16 protein-coding genes and 2 pseudogenes (1 of these 18 running past the window's edge) are annotated in these 17,583 nt (G+C 68.0%); 11 read left to right on the forward strand and 7 right to left on the reverse strand.

Annotated features, from left to right (window positions below; all coding sequences use genetic code 11):
• Both E6G06_00120 and E6G06_00125 read left to right on the forward strand, forming a co-directional pair.
• Positions 1–843, forward strand: a pseudogene (locus E6G06_00120) (NAD(P)/FAD-dependent oxidoreductase) (it extends 930 nt beyond the left edge of the window).
• A gap of 49 nt (positions 844–892) precedes the next feature.
• Entirely contained in the window at positions 893–1,279 is a 387-nt protein-coding gene (locus E6G06_00125; protein TML93967.1) for a DUF4267 domain-containing protein, read from the forward strand.
• 883 nt (positions 1,280–2,162) lie between these two features.
• On the opposite strand, the gene E6G06_00130 is transcribed toward E6G06_00125, so the two are convergent.
• A complete protein-coding gene (locus E6G06_00130; GenBank protein TML93968.1) occupies positions 2,163–2,840 on the reverse strand; it encodes a hypothetical protein in 678 nt (225 codons plus the stop codon).
• Positions 2,841–3,175: 335 nt separating this feature from the next.
• Here E6G06_00130 and E6G06_00135 point away from each other — a divergent pair.
• Positions 3,176–3,380: pseudogene (locus E6G06_00135) on the forward strand (response regulator).
• Positions 3,381–3,816: 436 nt separating this feature from the next.
• Positions 3,817–4,644 carry a TIGR03560 family F420-dependent LLM class oxidoreductase gene (locus E6G06_00140; GenBank protein TML93969.1) on the forward strand — a complete coding sequence of 276 codons (828 nt, stop codon included), beginning with the start codon at positions 3,817–3,819 and terminating at the stop codon, positions 4,642–4,644.
• A 29-nt stretch (positions 4,645–4,673) separates the two neighbouring features.
• Here E6G06_00140 and E6G06_00145 read toward each other — a convergent pair whose 3' ends face one another.
• The gene (locus tag E6G06_00145) at positions 4,674–5,297 is read right to left on the reverse strand and encodes an alpha/beta hydrolase (GenBank protein ID TML93970.1); all 624 of its coding nucleotides are present in this window, start codon (positions 5,295–5,297) and stop codon (positions 4,674–4,676) included.
• Positions 5,298–5,432: 135 nt separating this feature from the next.
• Here E6G06_00145 and E6G06_00150 point away from each other — a divergent pair, with 135 nt between their 5' ends.
• Both E6G06_00150 and E6G06_00155 read left to right on the forward strand, forming a co-directional pair.
• Complete coding sequence (locus E6G06_00150) at positions 5,433–6,269, forward strand: hypothetical protein (GenBank protein ID TML93971.1); 837 nt, start codon at positions 5,433–5,435, stop codon at positions 6,267–6,269.
• Positions 6,270–6,321: 52 nt separating this feature from the next.
• Positions 6,322–6,798: a glyoxalase gene (locus E6G06_00155; protein TML93972.1), complete on the forward strand. Its 477-nt coding sequence runs from the start codon at positions 6,322–6,324 to the stop codon at positions 6,796–6,798.
• Between the two features lie 159 nt (positions 6,799–6,957).
• Here the strand turns inward: E6G06_00155 and E6G06_00160 are convergent, their stop codons facing one another.
• A complete protein-coding gene (locus E6G06_00160; GenBank protein TML93973.1) occupies positions 6,958–7,503 on the reverse strand; it encodes a hypothetical protein in 546 nt (181 codons plus the stop codon).
• Between E6G06_00160 and E6G06_00165 the strand changes: the two genes are divergently transcribed.
• The 3 genes from E6G06_00165 to E6G06_00175 all read left to right on the forward strand — a co-directional run bounded on the left by E6G06_00165 (position 7,502) and on the right by E6G06_00175 (position 11,170).
• Positions 7,502–9,763: a hypothetical protein gene (locus E6G06_00165; GenBank protein TML93974.1), complete on the forward strand. Its 2,262-nt coding sequence runs from the start codon at positions 7,502–7,504 to the stop codon at positions 9,761–9,763. The genes E6G06_00160 and E6G06_00165 overlap by 2 nt on opposite strands.
• A gap of 67 nt (positions 9,764–9,830) precedes the next feature.
• Positions 9,831–10,739 (forward strand): SGNH/GDSL hydrolase family protein, encoded by a 909-nt coding sequence (locus E6G06_00170; GenBank protein ID TML93975.1) that lies wholly within the window; start codon positions 9,831–9,833, stop codon positions 10,737–10,739.
• A gap of 110 nt (positions 10,740–10,849) precedes the next feature.
• The gene (locus E6G06_00175) at positions 10,850–11,170 is read left to right on the forward strand and encodes a plasmid stabilization protein (protein TML93976.1); all 321 of its coding nucleotides are present in this window, start codon (positions 10,850–10,852) and stop codon (positions 11,168–11,170) included.
• Positions 11,171–11,403: 233 nt separating this feature from the next.
• Here E6G06_00175 and E6G06_00180 read toward each other — a convergent pair whose 3' ends face one another.
• On the reverse strand, positions 11,404–11,880 hold the full coding sequence (locus E6G06_00180; protein ID TML93977.1) for an SRPBCC family protein: 477 nt from the start codon (positions 11,878–11,880) through the stop codon (positions 11,404–11,406).
• Positions 11,881–11,962: 82 nt separating this feature from the next.
• Positions 11,963–12,409, reverse strand: a complete 447-nt coding sequence (locus E6G06_00185; GenBank protein TML93978.1) for an ATP-binding protein — start codon at positions 12,407–12,409, stop codon at positions 11,963–11,965.
• Between the two features lie 150 nt (positions 12,410–12,559).
• On the opposite strand from E6G06_00185, the gene E6G06_00190 reads away from it, so the two are divergent.
• Both E6G06_00190 and E6G06_00195 read left to right on the forward strand, forming a co-directional pair.
• A complete protein-coding gene (locus tag E6G06_00190; GenBank protein ID TML93979.1) occupies positions 12,560–13,033 on the forward strand; it encodes a pilus assembly protein in 474 nt (157 codons plus the stop codon).
• Complete coding sequence (locus E6G06_00195; protein TML93980.1) at positions 13,030–14,505, forward strand: hypothetical protein; 1,476 nt, start codon at positions 13,030–13,032, stop codon at positions 14,503–14,505. Before E6G06_00190 ends, E6G06_00195 begins: the two co-directional genes overlap by 4 nt.
• Before the next feature lie 125 nt (positions 14,506–14,630).
• Here the strand turns inward: E6G06_00195 and E6G06_00200 are convergent, their stop codons facing one another.
• Positions 14,631–15,644, reverse strand: coding sequence for an aminoglycoside phosphotransferase family protein (locus tag E6G06_00200; GenBank protein TML93981.1), 1,014 nt, complete (start codon positions 15,642–15,644; stop codon positions 14,631–14,633).
• 76 nt (positions 15,645–15,720) lie between these two features.
• Positions 15,721–17,511 (reverse strand): ATP-binding cassette domain-containing protein, encoded by a 1,791-nt coding sequence (locus tag E6G06_00205; GenBank protein TML93982.1) that lies wholly within the window; start codon positions 17,509–17,511, stop codon positions 15,721–15,723.
• Positions 17,512–17,583 lie beyond the last annotated feature (72 nt).

Here is a 17,583-nt window from a genome sequence, read left to right on the forward strand (position 1 = left end):
TGGACGGACCTCGCGCGCCGGATTCGAGACAAGATCACGACGCTTCCGCCCGAGGAGCTCACGCCCGAGAACGTGATGTCGGCCTTCGAGGACTCCGACTTCGAGAAGATGAGCGAGATCAGGGCCCGCGTCGACTCGATCGTCCAAGACCCCGAGACTGCGCAGAACCTCAAGGCTTGGTATCGCCAGCTGTGCAAGCGGCCGTGCTTCCACGACGAGTACTTACAGGCGTTCAACGAGCCCGGCGTCTACCTCGTCGACACCGACGGAAGGGGCGTCGAGTGCATCACCGACACCGGTGTGGTGGCGGCCGGCGTGGAGTACGCGGTCGACTGCATCATCTACGCCTCGGGCTTCGAGGTGGGTACGTCGTACACACGACGGGCCGGGTACGACATGACCGGGCGCGACGGAGTGAAGCTGTCAGAGCTGTGGGCCGATGGGATGCGGACCAAGCACGGCATGCACGTCCGCGGGTTCCCCAACGCGTTCATCGTGCAGGTCTCGCAGGGAGCCAACCTGATCTCCAACGTGCCGCACAACTTCACGGAGGCGGGCAAGACCGTCGCCATGATCGTGCGGCACGCCCTCGACTGCGGCCATCGCGAGGTCGAGGTGACCCAGGAGGCGCAGGATGCCTGGATGGAGCTGTTGCTCTCGGCGCCCAGCCTGGGCGTGATCGGTTCCCCCGACTGCACCCCCGGCTACTACAACAACGAGGGCCATCCTGACGGCGTCGGCCGTGAGTGGTTCCTCGGCTACCCGGAGGGCGCCACGGCCTACTTCCGGTACCTCGACGAGTGGCGCAAGAAGGGCGACTTCGCGGGCCTGGACTTCACGTAGTCGCCTCGGCCAAACGGTCGTGCAATCGACTTCGTGCCATCATCCCGGGATGGCGCGGGATAACCGACGAGATCGACTGGCGGTGATCGCCGGGGGCATCCGGCTGGCGTCCGGCGTCTCGTTCCTCGTCGCTCCAAAGGCAGCCAGTCGTCTGTGGGGCTCCGATCCGGACGACAACCCCACCGCGTCGTTGCTGCTGCGCTCGATGGGCTACCGCGACGCCTTGGTCGGTGCGATGTTGTTGCGGTCCGGCGGGCGGGGCGATGCCCAGACCGCGGGCTGGTTCCTCGCCAGCGCGGGTGCCGACCTGGCCGACCTCGTTGGAGGTGTGGCGAACCACGACCGGCTCCCGGCGCGGTCGCGGACCATCGGTCTCGGCGGTGCCGTCGTCGGCATCGTTGTCGGGCTGCTCGGCGCGGCCCGGGCGGGTCGGTGACGAGAACCGAGCCCGCCGCGAGCTGCAGTGTGCGGTCGGTGATGTCCTGAGCGATCGCCCGGGAAGCGCGACCGCTCAAGGCCCTGCCGATAGTGGTGACGACGCACTGTCGAGTAGGCGAGAGGTATCCAAATGCAGGTGCGCAGATCGTGTCGTGGCCGCCGGGTTTGGCTCGCGGCGAGTCACGTGTGCGCGATCGGTCTCGTGGTGGGTGGCACGTCCCTGGCGGCGGCCGCGGCCGGGCCGGTGTCAACCCCCACCGTCCCCACCACCCCCCCTTTTGTAGGCCCGGGGGTCCCAACCGTGCCCGTGCCCCCGGCCGGACTCACGCCGGGGACGACGACCCCACCGCCATCGAGCCCGGGAAGCGGTGCGGGTGGCTCTGTCGACGCAGTGAGCCGGGGCGGCGCCGGAACCCGAAGTGGTGGATCCCCCAAGACGTCGTCCACGGCCGGGGTGTCGCCCGGCGCGTCGGGTGAAGGGCCGAGCATCTCGGTCCCCAGCGTTCGCCCTCTTGGGGCCACCCGAGGCGCGGCGAGGTCGGCGCCTCGACCGGCCAAGCACCGCAGTTCGTGGCCGGTGGCCGCCGCGGTGCTGGTCGGCGTGGTGTTGCTGGCGGTGGGGGCCTTCCGCACGCGGCGACGCTGGCAAGACCCTCTTCGCCGGCAGTGGCAACAGCGAGTTGGTCATCGCCGGCCCGGGTCCAAGGTCAGCCCGAACCCGGGAGCGCCGACGCTTGTGACGGGTGAGAGCAAGCCGGGCGAAGGCCCGGGTGAGACTTCCGAGCAAGGGGCCGCTCTTGACCCGGCCGATGTCGCCGCGGTTCGCGACGCGCTGGCGCAGTTGACTACTCGGCGTCAGGTGAGAATCTGAGGGACGTCCCTCAGGTTTTGCACGGCACGACCTGAGAAGGGCCGCCCGTGGCGGCGGGCGGCCTTACTTCCTCAGGCCCGAAGTGCGTGGGCAGCAGCAGGCCGTCCGAGCAGCGCCGCAGTCGAAACAGGCGCCCCGCCTCGAGCTCGCGGACTTCGGCCACCTCGAAACCCGGCACCCACGACCCGTCGAAGCGGGACCGCACGTCGACTCGGGTACTCGTCGCAGCGCGGATTCCGAGCTCGACCTCGACCTCGCGCAACTCTTCGAGCAGCGTGAAGAGACAACGCCGGTCGAGCCCGCGAACCGCGAAGACGAGAGTGTTCCCCTCTCGCAGGTCGTCGGACGCATGGCCTCGCACCACGACGCGTCCATCGGGGTGCACCCGGAGTCGCACGCACAGCCGGTCCTCGATGGACGTCAGGACTGCCTCGTGCTCTTCGGACTCGCACAGGCGTAGCAGTTGACGGCGGAAGGCGAGCAACGCTTCTTCCCTCACGGACACTGCGCAGCTGCCCGCGAAGGAGCGGGTCGAGACGGCGACGGTAGCTGCGAGTGGAGGCCCCCATCCGTCCTCGTGGGCGTCCTCGCTCAGGGCGCGACGGAACGTGATCGCGACGTGGTCCTCCCGATCCCCCAAAACAACCTCTGTCGACGGCTCGGCTATCGCCACGTCGACCTGGGCCACCCCCGAAGGGTGCCATGACCCGGGATCGGGCAAGTGGATGCGACTCACGGAATCAAGATCGTGCGGCACGCGCCGATGACACGAGGGGTCGTTCGGATAGCCGCGCGGGCCTGAGTCGGGCTGACGGAAACGATCGGTCCGCCAGTTCCCCGGAGGTTGTGACGGCGGTGCTTACAGCGTGAGCGGTGAGAGCGACCACCCCAGGATCCTCATCGTCGACGATCAGGAAACCAACGTCCTTCTGCTCGAGCGGATCCTCCACCGGCCCTGGCTAACGGGCGGTCGCTGCCACCGCAGTCGACGAAGGCGGGCCGTCGCCCTACTCGGTGGTGCTGATGGACTGCCACATGCCGGTGATGGACGGTTATGAGGCGACGGCCGAGATCCGGCGACGAGAGGGCGCGGGTCGCCACGTGCCCATCGTGGCCATTACTGCATCGGCTGGAAGGCGATCGCGAGCGCTGTCTGGCAGCCGGGATGGACGACTACGTATCCAAGCCGCTGCGAGCATCCGACCTCGCCGCCGTGCTCTCCCGCTGGGCGGGCGCCCAGCGGCCGATCGAGGTAGACCACGAACTCGAGCCGAACGCGGTCGGGCGTCTGCTCGTGCTCGCGGACCAAGCGGGTGAGGACTTGGTCATCGAGCTCTTCCGGCTGTTCGCGGAGGACACGCCCAAGCGAATCGCGGCCGCGAGGACCGCGGTCGAAAAAGGGGACCCGGTTGCGCTGCACTTGGCGGCCCACTCGCTCAAGGGCAGTGCGGCCAACATGGGAGCCACTGCGTTCGCCGACCTCTGCGCCACGCTCGAGTCGATCGGCCTGACTGGGAACCTCGATGGCGCTGCCACGCTCCTGGCGGAGGTCGAACGCCGAGGGCCGATGGTGGTCGCGGCCATCGAAGCCGTCCTGCCGACGGTCGTGACCGGACCGCACTGATGTTTCAGTAAGCGGAGCCCGGTGTGACAGTGTTCGGCCCATGCGATTCGGACTCGATGTGGCGCAGCAGCGCATGCCATGGGACGAACTGGTACGCCGTGCGCAGCTCGCAGAGGAGCTGGGTTTCGACGGCGTCTGGGGATTCGACCACTTCCAACCGATGTACGGCGAGGGGCCGGGTGAGACGTTCGAAGGCATGACGACGCTGGCCGCACTGGCGGGGCTGACGACGCGCATCCGGTTCGGCCTGCTCGTGACCGGCGTGACGTACCGGCACCCGTCGGTGTTCGCCGCTCAGGCGCTCACCATCGACCACGCATCGCATGGGCGGCTCGAGCTGTCGCTCGGCGCCGCGTGGTTCGACAAGGAACACCACGAGCTGGGCATCCCGTTCCCGTCGACGCGGGCACGGTTCGAGCTGCTCGAGGACACCCTCGAGATCGTGACGCGACTCTTCACCGGAGACATCGTCTCGTACGACGGACATATCGTGTCGCTACGCGACGCCCGATTGCGCCCGAAGCCGGTCCAGCAGCCGCACCCACCGATCTGGATCGGCGGGAGCGGCCCACGTCGCACGCTGCCTCTCGTCGCCAAGTACGCCGACGTGTGGCACGCGTTCGGTACGCCGAACTCGCTGCGCGAGGCCTATGAGCGGGTCGACCAGCTGGCGATCGGCACGGGCCGCGACCCCTCCGACATTCTCCGCGCCGGATCGCTCTCGATCGACGATATCGACACCGCGCGCAAGCACGCGGCGAAATGGCAAGACGCGGGCTATGGCTACCTGGTGTGCGGTTGGCCCGCCGCCGGCGCCGAGCAGGTTGAGCAGTTCGCGCGCGAGGTCATGACCGACCTGACCGGCTGAGCGCGGCGCAGCGGGCGGCGTTTGCCCGCCTAGACGAAACGCTTGACGAACGTCAGAGCAGTATCGGCAACCTCTTGCCAGCCGCCGTCGATGGTGAGCGAGTGGCCGCGGCCCTTCATCTCGACGATCTCGCTCACGCCCGGGTTGCGCTTCTCGCGCTTGTACGACGCCTTCGCGATGGCGGGCGGCACCGTGTGATCGAGCTCGCCCGAGATGATGAGCAGTGGCCGCGCTTGGGGGTCCAGGGGTTGAGGTTCGCCGCGGCAGCCTGGAAGATCGGCTCGCCGGAACCGGGCACCGCGTACTTCTCGTAGAGCGACTCGCCTCCCCCTCATCGAGCGCGTTGGCGAAGCCGTAGTGGAATTGCTCGTAGGTGAGGGGTACGGCCCAGTGGCGGTTGGCGGGGTTCCGGAGCACCGGCGAGGCCGACCGCAGGGCGGACATGGGCAGCGGCAACACGCCGCGAAACGGTGCCGGTCGATGGCGACGGACGCAGCCGACAGCCCGCGGCCGGCGAGGATCTGGGTGAGCAATCCGCCGAAGCTGTGGCCGATACATGCCGGCTGCTTGCCTGACTTGTTCGCTCGCTCGACTTGCTTCAACTCGTCCTCGGTGACCGTCCGGTCATCCGAAGCAGTTGTTTTCTTGGCCATGACGGTCCTCCAGATCGGGTGCTCGTACAGCCCGCGCGCAGTTGCCGACAGTCATAGCCGGTTTTCCGTCATCGACGCATTCGAGGCTCGTTTCGCCAACATCGCCCGCGCACGCTCATCGCGCGACACTCGTGCGTGCTCGTCATGGTGATCTGTGGCGTGCTCCTGTTGGCGGGCGTAGCCGCAGGAGCGCAGTGGGGCGATCGGCCGTTCGTCACTCCGGCCGGCGAACCCGGGTTGTCCGCGATCGAGGCCGCTCGCCGCTTCGTCTGGTACGCCTCGATCGCACTCGTGGTGGGGATCGGAGCCGGCGTCACGGTGATCGGTTGCGGGGGCCGGCTGGCCATGCGTCTGCTCGCGGCGACCAGTGGTGATGCCGCCCAGGGAAGGATCACCGAGGCCGACGAGATCGTCGGCAAGATCACTGCCGGGGGCACGATCGGTTTCGTCATCTTCGTCGGGATCCTCGGCGGTGTGAGTACGGCCGTCCTCTACCTCGTCGTCCGTCGGTTCCTGCCGGCCGGTTGGCTCGGGGGCATCGTGTTCGGTCTCGGCCTCCTCGTGGTGTTCGGCACCACGATCGACCCCCTCCGCGACCAGAACCCTGACTTCGACCTCGTCGGGCCGGGATGGTTGGCGGTCGTCGTCTTCATCGTGCTGGCGGTGGCCTTGGGCGTGACGGTCGCGGGCCTCGCCGCGCGTCTCTCCACCTGGCTACCCCTGCCATCCGCGAACCGACGCGTGCTGTTGCGCTACGCGGTCCCGGCTGCTCTCGCCGCGTTCGCGTACGCAGTCACCGTCGTGATCCTGATCCTCGGCTTGGCCGTCGTGGCAGTTACCCGTTGGCGAAGTCTGGTCAGCGCGACGAGATCTCACCGCGCTGTTGTCGTCGGACGCGTGGTCGCGATCACCATCGCCGCCGCGTCGCTTCCGAACGCGGTCATCAGCGTCGCCCACATCGCCACCAGCTGACGTGCTCGACACGCCGGCATGTCGCGTTCGGGTGTCCAGCGGCGATGTCGATATGCCGCTCCGCAGAAGGGAGTTCCTTGCCATGGTTGACAGCCGACCTGTCTTCGACCAGATCAACCTCGTCGTGCGCGACATGCGCGCGATGGTCGAGTTCTACGAACGGCTCGGAGTGGAGATCGCTCCGACCATCGCACCATGGGATCGTCACCACCGCACCATCGCCGCGGCGGAGGGGATCGACTTCGACCTCGACAGCACTGCCTTCGCGACGCAGTGGAACCAAGGATGGCCGCGGGGCCAAACCGGACCCGTCCTCGGGTTCCGCCTCGACTCGGCGGAAGCCGTCGACGCGACATACGACGATCTCACGAGCGCGGGGTACGTGGGCCAACAGCCACCGTACGACGGCTTCATGGGCGCGCGTTACGCCGTCGTCGCGGATCCCGAAGGGAACTCAGTCGGGCTGATGAGCCCGAGAGACCCTGCGCTCAGCACCATTCCGCAACCGCCCGACGACGAGGCCAACTAGGCCGATCGGTTCCGCCAACAGGCAGGTCGTGCGGATCAGCCTCCACGAGAGGGGCGGTGACCACCACCACGACAGACACCACGACGGCGACGACGACTGACGAGCGACGCGACGGGGCCCCACGACTGTGGGGCCCCGTCGGTCTTAGCGCGTTGGCGGCTAGCGCTCGTACACGACCTGCTCGCGCCGGAGCCCGCGGTGCCGAGCACCGCGAGCCGTTCGGCTCCGACTCCAGACGACGGGTGACAACATCGTGGCGGCGAGGCCGATGGCCCCGACGACGATGTAGAGCCAGCCGTTGGCATCGTGCACGCCGAGCCAGTTGTGGAGTCGCACAGGTGCGGCGTGCGCGACCACAAAGATCCCGAAGCCGAGCGCCACTGTGCTCAGGAGGCCCATGGCGCCGCGCCACGCGCCGGGGATGGCGCCGGCCAGCATCATGAGCACGCCGAAGCCCAGCTCGATCAGGGCTAGGAGCGGGGTGTGGTGCCAGTCACCCCACCCGACGATGCGATGCGGATGGTGGACGTCGTTCAGGTCGAGGCCCGTGCGGGCGAGAGCGATTCCGCCGAGCACAGCGAAGAACAGCCCGATGGCCAAGGCCACGACTTGGGCGGGACTCCACGGGCCACTTTCGACCTCCGTGACTCCGAGCTCGGGCGTTTCGGTATAGCCGTCAGCGTCGACGACTCGACGTACAGGCATGGCAACCTCCTTGTTGCTTGCGTGGGGGTTTACCCATTCGCCGGGCATCGAACACGCCGCGTCGCTTTCCGTAGCGCACTCAGGCGATGAGCGGGTTTGTCGAACACGGTTCGTGGCAACCAATTGGCCACACATGGAGATTGCATGGCAGTCCTCGACACCGCGTTCGAACATCTCGTGGCGCCGCGTGTCGCTCGCAGTTCTCCTCGCACTGGCGATCACGATCGCCGTTCCCCCGCTGCGTCGCGCCGTCGCCCTGCTCGCCAGCAAGGCGGTGCTCGTCGCGTTGTCGCCGTTCGCGCCGGACATCCGCGGGTTCCACGACCTCCCCGCTCCCACCAGGATCGTGGCGGCGGACGGCACGCCGCTCGCGAGTCTCGGGGGCGCACCGCGTCGCACCGTCCGGCTCGAGCAACTGCCGAAGGACGTGTCGCAGGCGGTGCTCGCGGCGGAGGACGCCGACTTCTACCACCACTCCGGCGTGGATCCCGAGGGCGTCTTCCGCGCCCTCGTGAACAACGCGCGGGGCGACCACCTCCAGGGCGGCAGCACCATCACGCAGCAGTTGGCCAAGTTGAACTACACGGGTGGGCGCCGGACCGCGTTCCGCAAGCTGCGCGAGCTGTTGTATGCCGTGCGCCTCGAGCATCGGTACACGAAGGGCGAGCTCCTGGAGCGGTATCTCAACCAGGTGTACTTCGGCGACAACGCGTACGGACTGGCTGCCGCGTCGGAAACCTTCTTCGGCGTGGCGCCGGATCGACTCAGCCCGGCCCAGGCGGCCACCCTCGCAGGCAAGATCGAAGCTCCCGAGGGCCTCGATCCGCGGCGACATCCCGAGCGCGTGCGGGCGCGCCGCAATCAGGTGCTGCGCAACATGGCCAAACACGGCTGGCTCACCCGAGTGGAGCTCCTGCGTGCCCGGGCCCAACCCCTCGGGGTGCTCCCCGAGACACCAACGGGTGCGCGCGACCGAGCACGGGCGGCTCATTTCGTCGCGCTCGCGTCACGCGAGGCGGCGTCGCTCGACGCGCTGGGCGCGACGGCCGAGGCGCGCCGCAATCGCCTCTTCACCGGAGGCCTCACGGTGTTCACCACCCTTGACGTGAAGGCCTTCGACGCGGCGGCCCTCGCGGCCGGGGCATCGTTGCCGGACACGGCCGATCCCGACGCCGCCATCGTGTCGGTGGTGCCCGGCGACGGTGCCATCCGGGTGCTCTACGGCGGTCGGGATCCGAACCGTGCCTTCGACGTGGCCAGTCAGGGCCGGCGTCAACCCGGGTCGTCGTTCAAGCCCTTCGTGTACCTCGCCGCGCTGCGGGCCGGTATCGACCCCCGCACGCGTTTGGACGCGAGCTCGCCCAAGACCGTTGCGTGCAACGGCGCACCCTGGACCGTGCGGAACTTCGAGGGCGAAGGGCGCGGGCCCACCACCATCGACGATGCGATGGTTCATTCCGTCAACGCTGTGTACGCCCAGCTCATGGCCGAGGTCGGGCCGCAGTCGGTGGCCCGAATGGCCGAGAGGCTCGGGATCGAGCCCGATGAGGTGAAGGATGGTCACTGCGCCATGGCCCTCGGCGGCCTGCGCCGCGGCGTACGACCCATCGAACAGGCCGCGGCCTTCGCGACATTCGCGGCCCACGGCGTCTACGCCGAACCTTATGCCGTCGCCCGCATCACCGACCGGCACCACCACTTCGTCTACGAGCACGCCCTGGAGACCCACGATCGCATCAGTGCGACGGAGGCGGGGGTGTTGACGGGGGCGCTCGAGCGGGTGGTGCTCGAGGGGACCGGTCGGGCCGCTGCGATCGGACGACCGGTCGCGGGCAAGACCGGCACCACGGAGAACTATGGCAATGCGTGGTTCATCGGCTACGTGCCTCAGCTGGCGACCGCCGTGTGGGTGGGCTACCCGGAGGGCGACGTGCCGATGAGACACGTGCACGGGATCGCCGTGACCGGAGGATCCTTCCCGGCCCGCATCTTCCGCGACTACATGCGCCAGGCGCTCGCGGGTACGCCGGTCGAGCCCCTCACCACCGCGTCACCTGACGCACTGTCGTTGCGACCCTTCACACCCACGACATGGCCATCGCGGCCGCGTGTCGAGTCGCCTCCATCATCTCCGCCGCTGCCCACCGCGTCGTCCTTCCCGACGACGTCGACGAAACCCACCAGGGCAACGACCACGACCCAGGTCGTGCCCACGACCACGACCACCTCGGCACCCGCGACGGCTGTGTCCGCGGCCTGATCTGATGGAGATCGAGCGCGGTCATGCGGGCCTTGCGCCCTCCGAGCACTGGCATGAGACTTCGAACATGATCACGAGCGGGCGGTGGCCAACGGCGAGGTCGAGGCGTGCCACGTTGCGGGCGAGGGTGCCGAAGGCGTTATCGATTCCGCTGGCAGTCGGCTTCGTCGTGGCACTCACCGCCTGCGCACCACCGCAGAGCTACGTCGCCCTCGGCGACTCGTACACGGCGGGACCCGTCATCCCAGTGCAGCTGGACGACCCCGCAGGTTGTCTTCGCTCCGATCACAACTACCCCCACCTCACCGCTCCCGACTCTGGCCTTCCCGTGTTCCGCGACGTCAGTTGCAGCGGCGCCACGACGGCGGACATGACCGCCCCCCAAGACGTCACCCCCGGCCCCAACCCGCCGCAATTCGACGCGCTCGACGCCAACACGGCCGCCGTGAGCCTCACCATCGGGGGCAACGACATCGGATTCGTCAGCATCGCGGAGAACTGCTCGAGCCCGGTGAACTCGGGAACGCCATGTCAGGACAGGTACGTCGTCAACGGCGACGACACGATCAGCGACGCCATCGCGGAGACGGCGCCGAAGGTCGCAGCCGTGCTCCAAGGCATCCACGCCCTGTCACCTCGCGCCAAGGTGTTCGTGCTCGCCTACCTCGACATCCTCCCCGACGACGGCACGGGCTGCTACCCGCAGATGCCCATCACCGACGGTGACGCACCCTATCTGCGCGACAAGGAGAAAGAGCTCAACGCGATGCTCAAGACCCAGGCGGTGGCGAACGGAGCGATCTTCCTCGACACCTACAAGTTGAGCATCGGTCACGATGCCTGCCAGCTGCCGACGGTGCGCTGGGTGGAGCCCATCGTTCCCGTGAACCCGGCGGCGCCCATCCACCCCAACCTGGCCGGGATGCAGGCGATGGCGACGCGCCTGGGCGCGGCGATGCGGCGGCACGGGGTCTGAGCGCGCGCACGAGCACCCGGATTGCATCGTCGCGGTTCGGGTAGGACACGCGAGGGTTTGCGTCGTGCAAGCTCAGACGCGAGGTGAAGAGAAAGAGAGGAGTTCGCGCCATGCCTCAGCAAGCGTGGAGTGAGAAGCGAGAGCGTCAGTACAAGCACATCAAGGAAGGCGTGTTGGAGCGCGGCGAGGACGAAGACACCGCGGAGGAGATCGCGGCCCGTACGGTCAACAAGGAGCGGGCCCGCGCCGGCGAAGCGGCCAGCCGCACGTCAACGGACGACATCTCCTCCGGGCGTAGAGGCGGGCTGCGGTCGCACCGTGGTCCGGGCGGACGCACCCGAGATCAGCTCTACAACGAAGCCCGAGAGAAGAACATTCAGGGTCGTTCGAGGATGACCAAAGCCGAGCTCGAGCGGGCGGTTGGGCGCTGATCCGGCACGCGCCGGCAAACATCTCGAGCGGCGTACCGTGAGCGTATGAACATGCCTACGACCCCCAAAGAGCAAATGGACGTCGCGATGAGCGAAGCATGGGCGGCGGCCGCGCACTGCAAAGCCCTCTTGGCGGGCAACGACGACTCCTCTGCGCTCGCGTGGGCGACATCGGCTCAGGCTTGGGCAGCCGTTGCTTCCACCGTTGCCACGCGGCTACGGCAGTAGTTGCGTCACGTCTGGTGGGCCTCGATGCCTCGACCGCGCTCACCGGCTTCGAGCAAACGCCCGATCTCGGCCACCTCTGCGCCCACGGACCGAGCAAACCAGCGACGGGCCACGAGGTCGTACAGGTGCCCGAACACGCCGTGGCCGAAGTCCATCGTCTCCACATGGCGCAGCCGGGTGCCATCGGCGATCGCCTCGATCTCGAACCAGGCGTGGAGGGCACTCGGCACGCCGTGTTCCAGCGTCACGTCGATGCGATGCGGTGCCTGCCAGCGATAGCGAGTCACCACCGAGCCCCGGAAGCGACCCAGGAAGCGGCCGTCCTCCCGGGCGATCATGCCGTCGTCGGTGTCGGCCAGCTTGGTGACCCAGATCATCTTGGTGTCGGCCTTGGTGTACTGCGCCGGGTCGATGACGAAGTCGAAGACCTCCTCCGGCGTCACGCCGGAGATGACCACCATGCCCTCGCCTCTGATTGCCATCCGCACATTCTCGTACAAGACCGCGAAGCCTGACCGCTCTCCGGGAGAACCGCGCAAACGACGGCGACAATCGTCGTCGCGCTCACGGTCGGTCTCGCCCCCGGTCACGCCGCTCCCGGGCTGCGAGGTCGACCTCGAACCACACGGTCTTGCCCGCGGCGGTCGTCTCGACACCCCAATCCGCGGCGAGCTCCTCGACCAGTTGCAGGCCGCGTCCGCTCTCACGACTCGGCCCCCCGCGGCGAGGTACGGGCACGCGGCTGCTCTCGTCGGAGACGGAGCTGCGCAGCCGTCGACCCGCGAGGCGCAGCTCGAGCCCGACCGACGTGCCGGCGTGGACGATCGCGTTGGTGACCAGCTCGCTGACGAGCAGGCACGGGTCCTCGGCCAGCGCCGGGGGACAACCCCAGTCGTTCAGCCGGTCGCGCAGGAAACGTCTCGCCGCTCCCGCGCTCGTAGGGAGCGGGGGCAGGATGGTTCTCGCATGGCGTGGCTCAGCGATAGGCCCGTTTCGTACCCAATCCCGCACGCTCTAGTCGGAAGCTCGTTAACGGCGACCAGCCCCAGGCTGTCGAGCACGACCGCCGCACCGCTCGTGGCCTGCCCGTAACGCGGGCACCACGTCGAACGATGGCATCGCGGAAAGGGTCGAAGGGGTAGGGCCTGCGGTGGAGCGCGCGTGGCGAAGGGCAGAACGGGGCGACCGCACGAGCGGGGCGCGACCCTCGTCGAGTTCGCCTTCATCCTTCCGATCTTCGTCCTGTTCGTCTTCGGGGTCATCGACCTCGGCTGGGCATTCGCCCAGAACCTCGACGTAAAGCAGGGCGCTCGCGAGGGCGGCCGCATCGTTGCGGTCAACGGCGGCACCGGCACCGGCACGGCCCAGTGTCAGAGCCTCCAGACCCAGATCCGCAATCGGACGCAGGAGCTGAACCCGGGGTCGCTGACCGTCCTGTTGGGCTTCACGGACGCCAATGGCAACGGCGCCAAGGACATCGGGGAGCTGGCGCAGGTGACCGTGAAGTACCCGCTCTCCTCGCTCAGCGGCCTCTCCACCGCGTTCCTCAGCGGCTCGATGCAATCGAGGGTGAGCGTCCGTCTCGAACAGACCGGGACCTGGGCGACCACCGATGCCGGGGGAACCTGTCAATGAGGGTCGTTCGACGAGACGAACGCGGCGTCACGATCGTGCTCTTCGCACTGCTGCTCGTGGTCTTCACGGTGTTCGTGGCCTTCGCCGTCGACCTCGGCGGCGCATTCAATCAGCGCAGGCAGACGCAGTCCGGCGCCGACTTCGCCTCGCTCGGCGCGGCCCAGGACCTGCCGGACACGTCCGTGAACCTCGTCAACCGGGTCAAGGACCTTGTGAACGACACCCTCGGCACGAGCTTCACCCTCGCCGACTGGCAGACCGCGAACTGCACCGACGCCGGCGCGTTGCCAGTCAAAGCGGTCGGATACGAGTGCATCTCGTTCGACACGTCGTTCTCGCGGATCCGAGTGAAGGTGCCGATGCGGGCACCGTACAAGACGAGCTTCGCCCAGGTGATCGGTATCAACCAGATCAACGTCACGGCGGTGGCCGAGGCCCGCCGGCACACCCCGGGCTTCGGCGGGGTGCTGCCGTTCGCCCTTCCCGTCACCGCGGTGACAAGCGGCCAGGCCTGCCTGAAGACCGGTCCCGGGGGACACGTCGACACCATTCCGCCCTGCGACGGCCCGGACTCGGGCAACTTCGGAGTGATCGACATCAGGCTGTACGGCAACTCCTCGCTGGGCACGAGCCCGAGCTGCACGGCGGGAGGCGACAACGCGAGGCTGATCAACAACGCGGCGGTGGGCGCCGATCACGAGGTCGTTCCGTTCGCGGGCGTGACCGTGCTCGACGACTGTGTGCAGTCCAAGCCCAACACCATCGATGTCACGACCGGCGACAAGTCCTCTGCGTTCGACACGGGGATGCTGAGCGGCGGGCCCGCCGACTTCAGCGACGGGAAGGCCGCCCGGCTCGCTCGGCTCGGTGACAGCTCGGGCGACTACTACGACCGTACGACCGGGATCGCCGGGGTCAACGTCAACGATACCGGCCTCTGGGAGTTCATCCCGCCCGGCTTCATCTTCGACACCCCGCTCTCCTGTCGCCGGTCGGTGTTCACGAGCGCCCTCACTGACGGCAACCCCGACAACAAGAATCAGCTACGCGCTCTGCTCGACACGTGCTTCGCCGATTACCAGGCCGGCACCGGCTGCTTCAACAACCCCTGCCAGGGCGACCTGTTCACGATGAACAGCCACACCGAGCCCGGGATCGACCTTTACGACATCCAGCTCAGCCCGCGGTTCGGCTACGTGCCCCGTCTGACCGGCAGCTTCCCGTCGGGCACGTCGGGCACGGTCCAGATCGCCCAGTTCAACCCGGTCTACATCCAGCGGTTGTTCGCCAAATGCAACTCGTCGAGCTGCGCGATCGACTTCGATCCGGGCGTGGGCGACGGGCCCCAGAACCAGCCCGGGAAGGCAGAGGCCATCACCGCGTTCGTGATCCCCGCGCAGATGCTGCCCGGGAACTTGGGCACCAACCCCTACCAGCTCGGACAGAACCAGTTCATCGAGCTCGTGCGTTAGCGCGGGCTCGCCCGCAATGGGATCAGAGTCCCAGCGCGTTGAGCAGGCGTCGACTTTCTGCACCCCTCATGATTGCTTTCGCAGGAGAGGTGTCGATCGTCGTCATCATTGTCTCGGTGACCCGCCTAGGCCAGTACGCCTACCGCGCGGCCCGCGACGCGTAGTACGTCGAGGACGTCGATTCGGACCTTGAATTCGCGCTCATGAGCATCGCCGAGCCAACGAAGACATTCGTAGATCCGGGCAGCGGCAAGGACGTGTTGAAGACGACTCACCTGGTCGCAGGCGGGTTCGGGCCACCGAGCCGCGATGTACGCGTTCTCGAGGTTGTCTCGCGCGGAGCCAATCCATCCCGAGGTCAACATCGCCAGGTCGATCTCGCCGGGTGCCATTGCCGCGGTCTCCCAGTCCACCGGGCAGACGTCGGTTCCGTGACAGAGGATGTTGCTCGGGTAGAACTCGCCATGAATCAGCGTTCTCGGCTGTTCGACCAGCGGCGCCATCGCGTCACTCGAACGGTCGCACAACTCGGACAGCCACATATTCTGGCCGCAGAGCTGTGCCTGCGCCTCGCGAGTGCGTGCCGCCCAACTCGTGTAGTACTCCAAGTCATAGGTGGGAATCGTGGATCCACCGGCCAAACGGCCAGGCCACAACGCGGGGCGGAGCTCTAGAGCTGCGGTGGCGTGAAACTCTCCCAGCCAACGCGCCGCCCGTTCGTACGCCTTCAGATCAGATGAATGCTGGAGTCGGTGGGCGCCTTCGAGGTATTCGAGGACGAGACAGGCGCGGCCGTCAGCCAACCTGACCGAACCGAAGAGTTGGGGGGTTCTCACTGGGAGGCGGTCCAGGAGGCTGTCGTACACGGCTGCCTCCCTTACCAGACCACCGCGGTGGTCAGCCGAGGAAACGTTCGCGTGCTGGGGCGCGCCGTACTTCAGGAGCACACGGCGCGTGCCAGTTGCGAAGCGACAGGTCACGATCTCGAGGCCGAACGTACTCTCGTAGATCGACGTGACGCGCTCGACGACCTCGACACCCTTCGGTTCGTCAACGAAGACGGCCGCGAGCACTGCCGCGACGGTGGCAGCGGACGGGCGGGGTCCTCGCGGTAGCGCAGTCGTATCCGGCACCTTCACACGCGGCCGTCACTTTCATCCCGAGCGGGAACATCTCGCACGTCCGTGACTGCGTCGCGGACGGTCACGACGTCGATCACGACTCGCAGCGTGCGGCGGCGCGGGTGACCTCAGGCATTGTCGCCACCACCTCGTCGCGGTAGATGCGAAGCCGGGCGACACCCCTCGCGACGTGCGGTGAGGCGAGGTCGAGGCTGGCCCAGTCCATCGCCGCCAGTCGCCGGAAGATCGTTCCCGCAGTCATCAGGCGATCGATCGACTCGATGCTCAGCGCCGGCCAGCGCGCGCGTGCGATCGAAACGTACGTGACGAGGTCCAGGTGGTTCCTCAAGCACAAACCCTTCGGTGGCGCCAGATCGACCGCCGGTACTCCGCGTCCCGCGGTCTCCCAATCCAGCACGTACACGCGCCCGCTTGAGACGGAGGGCTGCAAACGGACATTCTTCGGTCGAAAGTCGCCGTGGACGAGCGTGACCGGCGCGCCACGGCAGCATGCCTCCAGTTCGGGCCACCGCCGCTCCAACGCGTCGCATGCCGCGATCACCGATTGCAGCTCCTCGCGGTCAGAGCGCGTGAGCACGGGATTCCCGAGGTTGATGGCGATCCGATCCCGCGCCGCGCGCAGCTGATCGAGCGTGTGATGCACTCCGCGATTCGGCAGATCCACGCCCGCAACCAACGGCTCGGCAGAGGTGTGCATCGTCGCGAGCCAGGCGCTGACAAGCGATCGCTGGAGCGCGACTGTCGGCGCGAACTGCATCGCGCCCGCGTCCTCCAAGAAGAGCCAGGTGTGCACTCCATCGGCGACGGCTCCGTAGTAGCGAAGGGCTGTGACCGGCAGACGGGGCAGCACCGATTCGTACACGGCCCGCTCGACCGAGCCGGTGGCGGCGAAACAGCGCTTCGCGATCACCGCCGATGCTCCATCGCCAACGCCCGCCAGCCGGTACGCCGCCGACTTTCCACTCTCGTGTACGACGTCGACGCGTGCCGGGAGGCGGTGTACTTCGCTGAGAGCGCACCACGCCGCCACCGCGGGGTGTGCGCTCCGTTCCGTCGCGCGCTTCGCCGCGGCTCGCGCCGGCGGTGTCGGGCGGGACCGTCCGGTCGCATCGAAGGAGCCGGTGTGGCACGTGTCGCCGCGGGCAGGAATCATCGCCTGCGTCCGCGGACGCGGTACGAGCCGGCCCGCTTCGAGCTGCAGGCGCAGATCGCAGCCGTCGAGCAGTTGCGGACGGTGGGCGACGATGATGCACGTGCGACCGGCCATGACGCGTTGCTGGATCTCGATCAGCGCCGCTTCGGTGCCGGTGTCGAGCGCGCTGGTCGGCTCGTCCAGAACGAGAATCGGCGCGTCCTCGAGGAAGGCGCGGGCCAGCGAGAGTCGCTGACGCTCTCCTCCCGAGAGTCGCATCCCCCGCTCTCCGACAAGCGTGTCGTAGCCGTCGGGCAGCGCGTCGATGAAGTCATGCGCACATGCGGCCCGGGCCGCGGCGACGATCTCGTCGGCACCCGCATCGGGGCGCGCGTACGCGATGTTCTCGGCAATGCTCGCGGCGAAGAGCACGGGCTCCTGCAGGACGAAGCCGATCTGGCAGCGCAGGTCGGCCAGCTGGTAGTCGCGCAGGTCCACGCCGTCGAGCAGTATCCGTCCCGCGATCGGGTCGTACAGGCGGGCGACAAGGCTCACGAGCGTCGTCTTTCCGGCGCCCGTCCTGCCCTCGAGCCCCACCCGGCTACCCGCCTCGATCGCGAACGACAGGTCGTGGAGGGCGTCCGGGCAGCCGGTGTACGCGAACGACACGTGCTCGAACACCAGCCGCCCCGACGTTCGCACGACGGAACGCGCGTTCGGGCGGTCAGGCACCTCCGGCTCCGCTTCGAGCAACGCGAAGATGCGTTCGGCGCTGGCGAGCGAGCCCTGGACCGGTGACGACCG

This window comes from Actinomycetota bacterium, assembly GCA_005888325.1.
Taxonomy (GTDB): Bacteria; Actinomycetota; Acidimicrobiia; order Acidimicrobiales; family AC-14; genus AC-14.

What these genes read in the sequence shown, in the direction of transcription:
- E6G06_00160 (TML93973.1), bottom strand. Translation starts at nt 7,503, where the DNA reads ATGCCTGTACGTCGAGTCGTCGACGCTGACGGCTATACCGAAACGCCC.
- E6G06_00195 (TML93980.1), top strand. Translation starts at nt 13,030, where the DNA reads ATGAGGGTCGTTCGACGAGACGAACGCGGCGTCACGATCGTGCTCTTC.
- E6G06_00125 (TML93967.1), top strand. Translation starts at nt 893, where the DNA reads ATGGCGCGGGATAACCGACGAGATCGACTGGCGGTGATCGCCGGGGGC.
- E6G06_00145 (TML93970.1), bottom strand. Translation starts at nt 5,297, where the DNA reads ATGGCCAAGAAAACAACTGCTTCGGATGACCGGACGGTCACCGAGGAC.
- E6G06_00175 (TML93976.1), top strand. Translation starts at nt 10,850, where the DNA reads ATGCCTCAGCAAGCGTGGAGTGAGAAGCGAGAGCGTCAGTACAAGCAC.
- E6G06_00165 (TML93974.1), top strand. Translation starts at nt 7,502, where the DNA reads ATGGCAACCTCCTTGTTGCTTGCGTGGGGGTTTACCCATTCGCCGGGC.
- E6G06_00155 (TML93972.1), top strand. Translation starts at nt 6,322, where the DNA reads ATGCCGCTCCGCAGAAGGGAGTTCCTTGCCATGGTTGACAGCCGACCT.
- E6G06_00180 (TML93977.1), bottom strand. Translation starts at nt 11,880, where the DNA reads ATGGCAATCAGAGGCGAGGGCATGGTGGTCATCTCCGGCGTGACGCCG.
- E6G06_00170 (TML93975.1), top strand. Translation starts at nt 9,831, where the DNA reads ATGATCACGAGCGGGCGGTGGCCAACGGCGAGGTCGAGGCGTGCCACG.
- E6G06_00140 (TML93969.1), top strand. Translation starts at nt 3,817, where the DNA reads ATGCGATTCGGACTCGATGTGGCGCAGCAGCGCATGCCATGGGACGAA.